At 34.1% G+C, this 13,090-nt stretch carries 15 protein-coding genes; 4 read left to right on the top strand and 11 right to left on the bottom strand.

Annotated features, from left to right (window positions below):
* Nucleotides 1-9 precede the first annotated feature (9 nt).
* Together rimO and tilS are read left to right on the top strand one after the other, a co-directional pair.
* A complete protein-coding gene (gene rimO / locus OQK60_RS08310) occupies nucleotides 10-1,323 on the top strand; it encodes a 30S ribosomal protein S12 methylthiotransferase RimO (RefSeq protein WP_297685952.1) in 1,314 nt (437 codons plus the stop codon).
* Nucleotides 1,316-2,317 (top strand): tRNA lysidine(34) synthetase TilS, encoded by a 1,002-nt coding sequence (gene tilS, locus OQK60_RS08305; RefSeq protein WP_297685950.1) that lies wholly within the window; start codon nucleotides 1,316-1,318, stop codon nucleotides 2,315-2,317. The genes rimO and tilS overlap by 8 nt, the downstream gene beginning before the upstream one ends.
* Here tilS and OQK60_RS08300 read toward each other — a convergent pair.
* The 8 genes from OQK60_RS08300 to OQK60_RS08265 all read right to left on the bottom strand — a co-directional run bounded on the left by OQK60_RS08300 (nucleotide 2,300) and on the right by OQK60_RS08265 (nucleotide 7,858).
* Nucleotides 2,300-2,839, bottom strand: a complete 540-nt coding sequence (locus OQK60_RS08300; protein WP_297685948.1) for a hypothetical protein — start codon at nucleotides 2,837-2,839, stop codon at nucleotides 2,300-2,302. The two genes, tilS and OQK60_RS08300, sit on opposite strands and share 18 nt — an antisense overlap.
* A complete protein-coding gene (locus OQK60_RS08295; RefSeq protein WP_297685946.1) occupies nucleotides 2,829-3,353 on the bottom strand; it encodes a hypothetical protein in 525 nt (174 codons plus the stop codon). The genes OQK60_RS08300 and OQK60_RS08295 overlap by 11 nt, the downstream gene beginning before the upstream one ends.
* Nucleotides 3,350-4,357, bottom strand: a complete 1,008-nt coding sequence (locus tag OQK60_RS08290; protein WP_297685944.1) for a hypothetical protein — start codon at nucleotides 4,355-4,357, stop codon at nucleotides 3,350-3,352. The genes OQK60_RS08295 and OQK60_RS08290 overlap by 4 nt, the downstream gene beginning before the upstream one ends.
* Complete coding sequence (locus tag OQK60_RS08285; RefSeq protein ID WP_297685942.1) at nucleotides 4,354-5,193, bottom strand: tyrosine-type recombinase/integrase; 840 nt, start codon at nucleotides 5,191-5,193, stop codon at nucleotides 4,354-4,356. Before OQK60_RS08285 ends, OQK60_RS08290 begins: the two co-directional genes overlap by 4 nt.
* Nucleotides 5,171-5,629: a hypothetical protein gene (locus OQK60_RS08280; protein ID WP_297685940.1), complete on the bottom strand. Its 459-nt coding sequence runs from the start codon at nucleotides 5,627-5,629 to the stop codon at nucleotides 5,171-5,173. Before OQK60_RS08280 ends, OQK60_RS08285 begins: the two co-directional genes overlap by 23 nt.
* Nucleotides 5,619-6,242 (bottom strand): lysophospholipid acyltransferase family protein, encoded by a 624-nt coding sequence (locus OQK60_RS08275; RefSeq protein WP_297685938.1) that lies wholly within the window; start codon nucleotides 6,240-6,242, stop codon nucleotides 5,619-5,621. The genes OQK60_RS08280 and OQK60_RS08275 overlap by 11 nt, the downstream gene beginning before the upstream one ends.
* Nucleotides 6,235-7,542: a tRNA (N6-isopentenyl adenosine(37)-C2)-methylthiotransferase MiaB gene (miaB, locus tag OQK60_RS08270; RefSeq protein WP_297686246.1), complete on the bottom strand. Its 1,308-nt coding sequence runs from the start codon at nucleotides 7,540-7,542 to the stop codon at nucleotides 6,235-6,237. Before miaB ends, OQK60_RS08275 begins: the two co-directional genes overlap by 8 nt.
* A 70-nt stretch (nucleotides 7,543-7,612) precedes the next feature.
* On the bottom strand, nucleotides 7,613-7,858 hold the full coding sequence (locus tag OQK60_RS08265; protein ID WP_297685936.1) for an HP0268 family nuclease: 246 nt from the start codon (nucleotides 7,856-7,858) through the stop codon (nucleotides 7,613-7,615).
* Nucleotides 7,859-8,021: 163 nt separating this feature from the next.
* On the opposite strand from OQK60_RS08265, the gene nusA reads away from it, so the two are divergent.
* The gene (gene nusA, locus OQK60_RS08260) at nucleotides 8,022-9,155 is read left to right on the top strand and encodes a transcription termination factor NusA (RefSeq protein ID WP_297685934.1); all 1,134 of its coding nucleotides are present in this window, start codon (nucleotides 8,022-8,024) and stop codon (nucleotides 9,153-9,155) included.
* Here nusA and OQK60_RS08255 read toward each other — a convergent pair.
* On the bottom strand, nucleotides 9,152-10,111 hold the full coding sequence (locus OQK60_RS08255; protein WP_297685932.1) for an ABC transporter permease: 960 nt from the start codon (nucleotides 10,109-10,111) through the stop codon (nucleotides 9,152-9,154). The genes nusA and OQK60_RS08255 overlap by 4 nt on opposite strands.
* Nucleotides 10,112-10,260: 149 nt before the next feature.
* Complete coding sequence (locus OQK60_RS08250) at nucleotides 10,261-11,610, bottom strand: hypothetical protein (RefSeq protein ID WP_297685930.1); 1,350 nt, start codon at nucleotides 11,608-11,610, stop codon at nucleotides 10,261-10,263.
* A gap of 144 nt (nucleotides 11,611-11,754) precedes the next feature.
* On the opposite strand from OQK60_RS08250, the gene OQK60_RS08245 reads away from it, so the two are divergent.
* The gene (locus OQK60_RS08245; protein WP_297685928.1) at nucleotides 11,755-12,231 is read left to right on the top strand and encodes a hypothetical protein; all 477 of its coding nucleotides are present in this window, start codon (nucleotides 11,755-11,757) and stop codon (nucleotides 12,229-12,231) included.
* Between the two features lie 40 nt (nucleotides 12,232-12,271).
* On the opposite strand, the gene OQK60_RS08240 is transcribed toward OQK60_RS08245, so the two are convergent.
* Nucleotides 12,272-12,931 carry a TorF family putative porin gene (locus tag OQK60_RS08240; protein ID WP_297685926.1) on the bottom strand — a complete coding sequence of 220 codons (660 nt, stop codon included), beginning with the start codon at nucleotides 12,929-12,931 and terminating at the stop codon, nucleotides 12,272-12,274.
* Nucleotides 12,932-13,090 lie beyond the last annotated feature (159 nt).

Genomic DNA, 13,090 nt, shown 5'->3' with positions numbered 1-13,090 from the left:
GTAGTAATAATGAGCAATAAACTTCACATAGTATCTCTTGGATGTACAAAAAACCTGGTTGATACAGAAGTAATGATGGGTAGACTTCAAAACTTTGAACTGAGTGATGATAATGAAAATGCAGATGTAATCATAGTAAATACATGTGGCTTTATTGATGCGGCAAAAGAAGAGTCTATAAATACCATACTAAACCTGCACGACGCCAGAAAACAAGACAGTCTTTTAGTTGTGGCGGGATGTTTGAGCGAGAGATATCGTGAAGAGTTAGCTGCAGATATGCCTGAAGTTGACATCTTTACAGGTGTCGGTGATTATGACAGGATTGATGAACTTTTAGCACAAAAAGAGAGCCGTTTCTCTGATGAAGTATTCTTAATAGATGGAGCTGAGCGTGTAGTAACCGGTTCATCTTACCACGCTTACATAAAACTCTCAGAGGGTTGTAATCAAGCGTGTAGTTTTTGTGCTATCCCATCATTTAAAGGCAAGCTCAACTCTAGAAATCTTGACTCAATTGCCACAGAAGTTGAGGGCCTTGTGGCAAAGGGGTATTATGATTTTTCTTTTGTTTCTCAAGATTCAAGCTCTTACTTGCGTGACCAAAACATCAAAGACGGTCTAAGTCTTCTTATCCAGCGCATAGAGCTTATAGAGGGTGTTAAAAGTGCCAGAATCCTTTATCTTTACCCTTCTACAACAACTATCTCACTACTTAAAAACATCGGCAAAAGCAAGATTTTTCATAACTACTTTGACATGCCTATTCAGCACATAAATGATGAGATGTTTCGCATAATGAAAAGAGGTTTTGGTAAAGCGCAGACTCTTGAACTTTTAGAGTATATGAAATCACTTCCTAACTCTTTTTTACGCACCAGTTTTATAGTCGGACACCCCGGTGAAACTGAGAGCATGTTTGATGAGATGTGTGAATTTGCTTCAAGCTTTGGATTTGACCGCATAAATGTATTTTCATACTCAGATGAAGAGACCACTCCTGCTTATGATATGAGTGAAAAAATTTCTGCTAAAGTTATAGCCGAGCGCGCAGATATACTTGGTCAAATCGCTTCTGAATGTCTGGAAAAATCACTTAAAGCTGAAATTGGCAAAGAAGTTGATATTATCATTGATGGCGAGAGTGATGAGCATGAGTATCTTTTAAGCGCAAAAGAGACTATATGGGCACCTGAGATCGACGGTGAGATCTATGTCAACGACAGGGTCAAAGATGAAGACTTGGAGTTTGGCAAAATCTACAAAGCAAAGATCACCGGCATCGTCGGAAATATCTTAACTGCAACAGTAGACAATGCTTGAAAATAGCACACTCTCTGAGTTAAAAGACAAAAAGAATCTTTTAGCTTTTTCTGCCGGAGTGGATTCAACTGCTCTATTTTTTCTTCTAACTCAACATAACATCAAGTTTGACATTGCAATCGTCAATTATGGCTCAAGGAAACAAAGCCAAGATGAAGTGGCTTACGCCAAAGAGTTAGCTAAACAACATAACTCTACATGTCATCTTTTAGATGCACAAAAAATTGACACAAATTTTGAATCAAATGCAAGAGAGATAAGGTACGATTTCTTTGAAGAGCTTATTAAAGAGCACAGATATGACAACCTGTTAACTGCTCATCATTTGGGAGATAGATTTGAGTGGATGCTTATGCAATTTTGTAAAGGTGCCGGCTGCGCTGAGCTTGCAGGTATGAAAACGATAGAGCTTAGAGAAAACTATAAACTAATCCGCCCTCTTTTACATGTAGATAAAAATGAGCTTTTAGAATATTTAAACACCAATGACATTAAATACTTCGAAGATAAGAGCAATCTGGATGAGGGCATAAAAAGAAACAGCTTTAGACACAAATACTCCAATCCTCTTTTAAAAGAGCACTTAGATGGCATAAAAAAGAGTTTTAAGTATATAGATGAAGACAGAGATGCTTTAATTGGGGATATAAAAGTAAAGAGTATTGACAATTTTGCTTACTTTAATAACTCCAATAATGTAAGAAGTAATATCTATGCTATTGACAAATATTTAAAGTCACAAAAATACATGCTGACATCAAACGAGAGAGAACTTCTAAAAACAAAAGAAACTCTAGTTGTAGGACGAAAGTTCGTAGTAGTTCAAAACAGTGATTTTGTTTTTATAGCACCCTTTAGTTCCCAAAAAATAAACATGACAAAAGAGTTTAAAGAGCAGATGAGAATTTTAAAAATAGAACCAAAACTTCGTCCCTATTTTTATGAAAACAGAGAAGTTTTCCAAAAGATAAAAGAGTTATTTACTGCTATTTGAGTTATCGTATTTGCCATAAACTTTCATAGTAAAAGATGAGCTGATAATCTCACCTTCTCTTTTAAAGTTTATAGGAAAATTAACCCCGATAATCCAGTCACTTTTATTTACTGCGTCTAAAAAGTTGTAAAAACTTTTTGGTGAGCTAATTTGTGAAGTTGTATTTACCTCATATACCGTAAAGTCATCCTCATTGGCAATTCTAGATTTTTTAGAGAGCTTCAAAGAAGAGAAAAAGCTTTTATGTTGTTTTTCAAATCTTTGGACATTAAATTCGGTATCAAATGCCGTAATTATATGTCTGTTATCAGTTTGAAGTTTCTGAAGCGTATCTACAGTCTCATCAGAAAAATTACTTATCTGTTTTAACTCAAGCTTATCTTTTCTTAAATCGTTTCTTTTAACTCTATACTCTTTACCTTTTGGGATTAAAACAGAAAATGAAAATATTAGAACAAAGATTAGTAACAATATAGAAAGTCCTAAAAGATAAAGGTTTTGTCTTGTAAAATCAATTTTCACTTTCTATCTCCTCTTCGTCTATATAGTTTGTAGATACAAATCTAAGCCATCCGTTATCAGCAGGGTAAAAACTACTATATGTTCTATGAAAAATGGAGCGCAGAGGTGCTTGAAGCATAAAGTTATAGACATCTTTATTTGGCGTAACTCCATAAAGTACAAGTCCGTCTTCTTTTATTTGAACCTGAGAAAGAGTAATACGACCGGGAACCAAATCAAACAAATTGTTAATGCTGTCTTTTAAAACACTATTTTTTGTAAAGACTTTTTCAGAGAGCATGCTTTGTTTTTCTATCAATGCGATTTGTTTATTCATTTTAGAAATACCTAGTCGTAAATCCTCTTTTTTTTGACTTATCGTAATCCTATCTTGCTCAAATCTGTAATCTCGAAATAGTAAAAAAGCATATGTTATAAAAAGCATAAGAATAGTAACACTGAAAAAAGTAAAAAGAAGCTGTATCTCTTTTGTCAGAGCCGTTTTTGTTCTTGGTTTTAAATAACTATATTTCATTTTAGCTCCGCTTTTGCTAGTTCTGAAAGCTCTGAGCTAAGGTTTATTTTTCGTATATAAACATTTAAAAACATCTCTTCTTCCAAATAACCTTTAAGGTCTTTGCTAACTCCAACAGCATCTGCAATATAGACTGTCTCAATAAATTTACTTTCATATTTTTCATCTTTGTAAAATACTCCCAAAGAATTTTGTATCAAAGAGAATCTTTTATAGTCTTCGTTAAACCCCTCGGTACTTAAACTGTCATCTTTTTCTTGTACTATCTCTTGAATATCTTGTGCTTCAGAAAATTCATCAATATCATCAATAATATCAAGGTCTTCAATGTTTGAAAAGTCATTTAATGATTCAGACTCTTCATCTATATCTATTTCATCTATGTCTATATCATCTATCTCTAACAAAGCATCATCATCTATGGATGACTCGATAAGCATGTCCTCTTCATTTTGTTCATAGCCCATATTTAAATGATCGCCATACAATAATTTGGAGTTATCAAATATACCCAAAGAGAGATGATTTTCTTCAACAAGTATAAACATTGACAGTGTAGAGTTTATTTTATCTTCAAAAAACCTACTCATAACAATAAAAGGAGAAAATACAAAATCAATACCTAAACTTTTATAATCATTTACTAGTGCATTTAGATCATAGTCCTGTGTATAGGTAGCCCAAGTATTTGAAGCATGACATATATACTTTGCTGAACTCATATTGACATATTTTGCCATTTGCGTACTTGTACATGTAGGAATTGCGCCTTGAGACGGAGATTTATCTAAGACTGAAATATAATAATACGGTGACTCTTTTTTATATGCATTAACAAACTCATACATTTTTGAATTTATACTGGTAGTGTCAAATGTTTTTTCTACCCTGCTTGTAACATCGGCACCAGAGCACACCTCCACATAAACAACACTCTGTTCATTTTTAACAATAATATTTATAAAAACTTTTGAATACAAAGTCTCTAAAATTTTATTTATCATAAATTATTCACTCCACAAAGTGGATGCGCTGTATTATAGTTTTTCTGTTTCAATGCACTGCCCAATTTTGTATATATCTGTGTCGTTGCCATAGAAGAATGCCCCAACAACTCACTAACATCGGCAATAGAAGCATTACCGTTTAATAACTCTGATGCATAAGAGTGACGAAGTTGATGAGGAGTTACTTTTAACCCAACTCTTCTAAAGACTTTTTTAATGATATATCTTAGACTGTTTTCGCTTAATTTTTCGCCATTTTTCTCAAAAATAAACTTTTTTTGATTAGAGGCACTAAAATACTCATCTAGCAATGATTTGGTTATTGGTAAAAGTGGTAAATCTCTTTGTTTGTTTCCCTTTCCCAAAACTCTAACCCAGTCACTTGATATATCAACTACTTTTAGAGAAGATAATTCAGATATTCTAAGACCTAAAGTATACAACATTGTAACAAGCAATTTTTCAAATAAGTCACAATGAGAAAGTGCTTCAACTATGTATTTGTGTAAAATAGGTTTTGGCAGAGTTTTTGCAACTTTCACACTCTCGTCTGCTTTTAAAATAACTTTGGTGCCGTTATCGTTTAGATACCCTGTAAATGAACGAATTGCACTGAGTTTTTTACTTATTGTCTTAGGATTAAGGGAAGAAACAAATATTCGATAAGGCATTAAATTAAAAACTATATGCTTATCTTCTTGTATTATCTCAATATAGTCAAGTGCTTCTTTTAAAGATTCATCATAACTTTTAATGGTCAAATCAGAGTAACCTCTTATCTCATCGAGGTACACTAAAAACTCTTTGAGTTTAGTACTTGTTAACTTTTTCAAGGAGATTCTCAAATTTGTCATGATATTTGGCAGCTTTTTCAACTAGCTCATCATCAGTTATAACACTTGGGGCTAGCTTAATATATGCACTAAGCATAATCTCACACATAAGTCTTATTTTGGCTTTATCGGCGCTAGATATCTCTTTTTGTTCTGCTATTGAATCTATATCTTTCATATATTTCTCAGCATCTTCTATGTACTTAACATACTTTAAAGATGTTGTAGACTGAGCCATAATAGTTGCTGCCATACGATTATACAAGTCTATACTAAAGGCTTCTTTTGCAAGCGAGTAAGCTTCTCTATAGTCTCCAATTTCATAATAATATTTAGCTCTTAATGATTTTTCATAAGATGGATTTATTAAAAAATACGCACCCATGATAAACAGCAAAACTGCCGCAATAACTAAAATAAGTACTTTAGGCTTCATAATTTTGCAACCTCTCTTGCAGTAAAGTTCTTGCTTCTTCTAGCTCCATACCTGTTACATCTATTGGTAGTGTAGCATAATATTTAAGAGTACCAAATGGCTTTGGAACCGTAAACTTATCCCAACTATTAAATTGCCAGTATTTTGTCGGCAACATTCTAATCAAAACAATTTTTGTACCAGTCTTTTGCGCCATGACTATTATACCATCCGCAACTTGATGCCTAGGACCTTTTGGACCATCAGGTGTAATTCCTATGTCGTATCCATCTTTTAGAGCACGAATCCCTTGAATCAAAACCTTAGCAGCATTTCTGTTGGTAGAGCCTGCAATGGTATCAAGTCCAAAATACTCAATAGTTTTTGATATCAGCTGACCGTCAAAATGACTTGATATTAAAACTTTGGCATGTGGAACTTTTCTGTATCGCTGATAAAGGTAAGGAAGCATTAAAAGCTCTCCGTGCCAGCAAGCAAAGATGAGAGGGGTATCACTTTCTACTACTGCAGGTTCTAGCTCTTTTTTGTTTGTTAAGTAGATAAGTCTAATAAAAAGTGCCCCTAAAAACGGCACGATTATTAGTGCAATGGCACGAAAGAGTTTTTTACCCAACAACTTCTCCAGTAAAGATAGTTCGGCCTATTGTTGTGATTTTCACATCTTTAAACTTGCCTAAAAGCTCATCCGAACCTTTGACTTTAATTACAAGATTATTGTCACTTCTTCCGCTAACAAAATAATCTTTGTTTAAATCTTCAAAATATACACGATATGTTTTTGAAAGCTGCGCGGCATTTTTCTCATCTAAAATATCCGTATGAAGATTTTGCAGAGTTGTCAATCTAAAAGATGCGACATCCTCATCTACAACATTTGTAAAATGTTCAGCTTCAGTCTCAGGTCGCGGAGAGTACTTAAAAGAGAAAATCTGATCAAACCTGACTTTTCTCATAACATCAAGTGTATCTTCAAAGTCCTCATCACTCTCACCTGGAAAAGCAACAATAATATCTGTACTTATGCTAACTTCAGGACACATACTTCTAAGTTTTTCAACACGGTCTAAAAACCACTCTTTTGTATATCCGCGTTTCATATCTTTTAAGACTTTTGTTGAACCGCTTTGAAGTGGCATATGCATAGATTTGCATATTTTAGGGTTACTTGCAAACTCTTCTATAAACTCATCATCCATATGAAAAGGGTGCGGGGAAGTAAAACGAATTCTCTCAAGTTTATCTATTTTGCTAAGTCTGCGAAGAAGTTCAGAGAAATTGACTTTTTCATGTTCTCCGGAGAAGCGGCGACCGTAATTATTTACATTTTGCCCCAAAAGAAAAACTTCTTTTGCGCCATTATCAACCGCTCTTTTTGCTTCACGCAATATCAAAGCATCAGGAATTGATATCTCATCACCGCGAGTTTTTGGAACAATACAATAAGTACAAGCCTTGTCACAACCTATGGATATGTTTATGAAAGCCTTGTAAGGTGATGTTCTAAAATCATCAAAAGCAAACTCACTCTCATCATAATTAATGTCTACTTCAACAGCTTTATCTTTATGCAGAACTTCAGTAATCTTGGATACATTTCTTGCACCCAAAACAAAATTGACATAAGGAGCTCTTTTGATTATTTCTTCACCAAGATGTGATGCAGTACAACCGCAAACACCTATCTTGGCACCCTCTTTTTTCTTTTTGTTAAAAACACCCAGTTCAGAAAAAAGTTTAGAGACGGGCTTTTCTCTAACTGAACATGTATTTATTAGGATAAGGTCAGCAGAGGGCATATCATCAGTTGTTTCATAACCCTCTTTCTCTGTCAACTGAGCAATTATATGCTCAGAGTCACGAGAATTCATAGCGCAACCTAATGTTTCAATAAATAATTTCTTCAATTCTCGTATAATTTGAACTCGTCCAAATTATCCTCAATCACTAAAGCTACGCCTTTGGCGAGAGTAATCATTTTATTTCCTAATTAATAATATGGACTTGGTACATGTACTCGTTATCAGAAAGTCCATATTTAACTTCACTCATATAAAAACTTTTACCTTTTGCTTCAAAATGATCTTGAAGTTCTAATAAATCTTTATGAGAGTTTTCTCTGTCAAAATAAAATATCACACTCTCCTCTTTTTCTACGCTTGCTTCTATCTTTGCTAAATCAGCTTTCTTTGGTTTTGTGTCAATATCAGTTCTTGCAAATTTTAATTCCATTAATTTTTCCTTGTATCTAATTATCTTGCATTGTAGTTAAATTCTACTAAAAATCGCATTAAAGTTGATTTTATGCTATTTGGGTATAATGTCACACTTCATAAGAAATCCAAATTATTTTTAGCACTGTTTTTTATGAGACAACCCTAACAAGGACACATTAATGGAAAAAATTTTAGATATTGCTGAAGCAATTGCACATGAAAAAGGTCTCAAACCAGACCAAGTATTAAATTCTTTAAAAACAGCATTTATACAAACAGCAAAAAGAGTAATTGGCAACAAATTTGCTTTTGAAGCGGTTGTAAATGATCAAACAAAAACACTAGACATTATTCAAATTATTACTGTTGTCGCTGATGATGATGAAAGACTTCAAGATGAAGAGATTGCACCTGCGTTTATCTCTATTACTGATGCTAGAGAGTATGATGATCAAGTAGAGCTTGATGACCAGCTTCAAATACCACACGAGCTACAAGAGTATGGTAGAACTGCTGCGTCTCAGCTTCATCGTGAAATAGAATATCATGTTCAAAGATTAGTAGAAGATGAGCTATATAATAAATATCAGTCTAAAATTGGCACACTCGTTACAGGTCGTGTAACAAGAGTTGACGCTCAAAACAATACATATATTGAAGTTGATGAAGTTCGTGCCGTACTTCCAATGAAAAGCCGTATTAAAGGTGAAGTGTTTGAAGTTGGAGACCATTTAAAAGCTGTTGTTCGCCGTGTTAACATGGACAAAGAAAATGGTATGCAGATAGAACTCTCTCGAACAAGTCCTAAATTTTTAGAAGAGCTTTTAGCGCTTGAGGTTCCTGAAATAGCCGATGGTGCCGTAATCATAGAAGGAAGTGCAAGAATTCCGGGTGAGAGAGCAAAAGTTGCACTTTTAAGTACACATCCTCAAGTCGATGCTGTTGGAGCAACGGTTGGTGTTAAAGGTGTTCGTATCAATGCTGTTAGTGCTGAGTTAATCGGTGAAAACATAGATTGTATTGAATATACTACTATTCCTGAACTTTTCATCTCAAGGATTATGGCTCCGGCTATTATTTCACATGTTGAAATTGTTAAAAATGAAGATGGTGAAGCCCAAAAAGCTATTATTACTCTTCCTGCTGACCAAAAGTCAAAAGCTATCGGTAAAAGCGGTATAAATATCCGTCTAGCTTCAATGCTTAGTGGATTAAACATTGAACTGGTTGAGACTGATGCTACAACAAGCGAAGATGGTACGATTGAAGAAGCAAAAGATGGTGTTGATGCACTAGAGGCACTGTTTAATTAACCACGCTTAGTATACGGATTTAATCTTAGTAAGATTAAATCTGCAATCATGTTCCCCAAAAGTGTCAAAAACGCTGTAATCATCAAAGTACCCATGATTATCGGATAATCCCTACTCATTGCACTCATGAAAAACAGCTGTCCCATTCCCTCAATACCAAAAATAGACTCCAAAATAACACTACCGCCAATTAGCCCCGGAAGTGAAAGTCCTAAAAGTGTCACAATTGGAGGAAGTAAATTTGGAATAATATAATAACGCAACAGTGTTTTTTTATCTAAACCGCGAGAGAGTGCAAAATAATAGTAATCACTTTTTAGTATCTCAAGTGTAAGTGAGCGAACATATATTATCATGCTGCCAAGACCTACAAATATCATAACGCCAACAGGTAAAACCAGATGCCAAGCCATGTCAATATAGTAAGCAATACCGACTTTTGGCTCAATTGAATGAAGTCCTGAAATTGGAAACATATCTAGGTTTAGTGAGAAAAAGATTATAAAAAGAAGTGCCAAATAAAATGACGGCATTGAAAAAGAAACCAATGATATTTGACGAATTATATAGTCAGATTTTTTTTCATAATTTATTGCTGCTTTTATACCGAGGTATAAAGAGATGACAAATACGGCAATTAGAGCTGTAATATTCATGATCAAAGTTACAGGAAGTCGTTTAAATATTTCAGAACTTACATCTTGACCGCTTACAAAAGAGATACCAAAATTTAAAGAAAAAATATTTATAACCCAATCTATATACTGCTGTGAGAGCGATTTATCAAGTCCATAAACAGCTTTTAGAGCGGCTATGGCCTCTTTGGTCATATTTGGATTAAGCTCACCCGCTGCAAAAAAACTGTTTGGTGCAGCATGAATTGCTAAAAATGAGATAATAGAGATTAAGATTAACATAAAGAGTATATAAGATATTTTTTTGATTAGTTTATTCATTGTAAAAATTATATCTAAAAAAAGTCTTTAGTGAGAAGATAATGAAGTCCATTTTCCAACAAAACAGGAAAGAGGAAAATGGACTATAAAAGGAGGACTCATCATCCCAATGGGGATAAGGACAATGAGTTTATAAAAGGGTAACGCGACTAGAAGTTATATGTTAAATATACTTGTAAAGTGTTAACATCTTCATCAACACCACCAACTGAATTATCATCAAATTCATTGTGAATAAGAGCTAAAGATGTATCTAGTGGTCCAAAAGATTTAGAAGCAACTAAAGCTATTTCAGTAGTTTCTGCATCATTAGCAGTACCAGTTGGATCTATATCAGCATAGTAATAACCTAATAAAAGATTAACACCAGCAGCAGTACCTTCTGCAGTAAAAGAGTAAGAGTCTGCGCCAGTTGCTGATACATTACCGTAAGCCCACCACATTTCAGTATAAAGTTTTGATTGGTTAGAGTTACCTGTACCAGTACGAGAACCAGTAGCAACATTACCTACACCAATAGTACCTCTGTCATCAACTGAAGAGTATGCAACTTTAAATGTAGCAACATCTTTCATCTCGTAACCTAGCATAGCAGCATAAGCTTCATCTTCATCAACACCAGAGAATAACTTATCAACATCTACTTCGGTATACTGAACACCAGCTAAGATTCCTTCCATGTTTAAATCAGCTTGAACCCAAACAGCTTCTGCCATTTGCTGTAAGCTGTAGTACCATGCTTGAACAGTAAGTGGCTTGAAAGAGTTATTGATAGCACCAACAACATAAACACCATCAGTACCAAATGTATTAAACTTACCGTCTTGTGCAACTACACCAGCTTGAGCACCAGAAATATTATTTAAACTACCAGATACATAATTGTTAGATCCATCTAGAGCTAATGTTGCAAGATCATCAGCAGACCCATTTGACTTACCAACATATGTAGCAACTAAAGTAGTATCAGGAATACTTTGATTGATTAAAACTACCGCTTCAAAAGTATTTTGATCAATACCCCAAGTCTCTGTAAATGCCAATGGAGTATCTAAAGCTTGACGACCCACTTTTAAAGTTGTATCAAAAGCAGTTCCTGCAATCCATAACTCACCAAGATAAAATGCGTCATCAAGTTGAAGACCTGTTGTCGGTGGGTTACCAAAACTAGAACTAGTATTTGATGTAATTCCATGAGAATTTGACCAAGTATTATCTACTAGATTATTCTCTAAACCTAAGGTAGTAATATAAGTACCTTTTGCACCGGCAGAAACACCTTTAGTAAGGTCCGTAGTCAACTCTAAATCAACTGCAATATTTCCATAAGCACCCTCAGCATCAAACAGTGAAGTTTTGTTTCCTAAGTATGTACCAGTATCACTATCCATTGTTCCGTAAAACAATTTTACATCACCAGAAACTTTTGTATTTTCAATTGCAAACGCACTTGAACCTATTAGCATTGCTGCTATTAAACTTAATTTTGTTAATTTCATATTTGTTCTCCCAAACTTTAATATTGTCACTATTATGTCATTTATTTCTTTAATTTAAACTAAACTTATGATTAAACATTAATCAATTTAGAATATTTTCCAATAATGTAACATAATTCTGACAATATTTGATATACTTTCATTATGAAAAAATTACTATTACTTATCCCCGTAGCACTTATGCTAAATTCATGTTCTCAGGTTGATGGAGCAAATCCATCTCAAAATAAAGCCGTAAATGCTGTCGCAGGCAAAAAAGAAAAAAAACCTGCAGCAATGCAAAATATGCTTGATAGCTGGCTAAAAAATGAGTGGAATCCGATTGTATCCGGTACAGAAGCACCAACAGCAGATACAAAAGTGAAAATAGTTCCAAACGAAGATGGTTCAGCAAAATTAGTTGAGGCAAAAACCGGTGTTGTCTTAAAAGAGATGACTAAAGAACAAGTTAAAAAACAAAAAGAAGTTCAAAAAAAATATCAAGAAGAGGATAGAGCGTTTACCCTGCAAGAGTATGTAGACAAGATGTCTGTTTACAGCAGCACACATGTCTCAGATGATGAAGACTCTCATACTAAGAAGATAAATGATATGCCGGTTATAGGCACAACAAAAAGATAAGAGAGGGTTAAAACCTTCTCTTATCTTTTCTCTAACTATCTTAAAAACTAAAGCTAATTGTAGCAACGACATTATCTTCATCAGCTGTAGAATCTGTATCGTGGTTAAAATCAATATATGCTAAGCCAAGATCAAATTTTTCAAATGATTTACTTAATCCAACTGAGTAATTTGTACCAGTATTATCATAATCGCCATAACCAACCGCTAACTCAACTTCATATGGTAAAACAGCACTAGCTCCAACCTCAACATAATCTTCTGGGTCCAATGTATTTGTTTCAACACCAAAACTATATTTTGCACTTACTCCAAATTTATCCCAATCTTTACTTAATCCGATATATGCTTCACCAAAATTACTAGCCTCTGAATCTTTTGGATATGCATATTCAATGAAACCAATATCAAAACCTATGCCAGCAATTTCTGAAGTATATCCACCATAAAAATCCAACTCCACTGACACATCAGTATTGAAGTTGACATTAGAACCCCACACTCCTACATAAAAACCTTTGTAGTCTAAATCAACTCCACCTTGCACGGCAGGAGAGTCTTGGGTTTGAGTCATTCCCCTCCATACATAGTTACTTGTTATAGCCATGTTCGCACTAATTCCAATCTCAGATTTCTCTTCCTCAGCAAATACTATTGTTGTTATCAACGCTGCCGCTAAACTAAGTTTTATAAGTTTCATATTCATATCCTTTAATGTTTATTAAAGAATTATGTCATATTTGTCACACTATAAATGTAATTGATTGAGTAATTATTCATCAACTATCTAAAAGTTCTAATTAAATTTTAAAAGAAATGTTTGTTTAGAAAATATGGAGAATTCAACTCTTGATAAAAA

Origin of the sequence: Sulfurimonas sp. (genome assembly GCF_026196735.1) — a bacterium.
In the GTDB taxonomy this organism is placed as follows: Bacteria; Campylobacterota; Campylobacteria; order Campylobacterales; family Sulfurimonadaceae; genus Sulfurimonas.
Note: the sequence above shows the minus strand (reverse complement) of the source record. Positions and strands in the feature narration are given on the sequence as shown.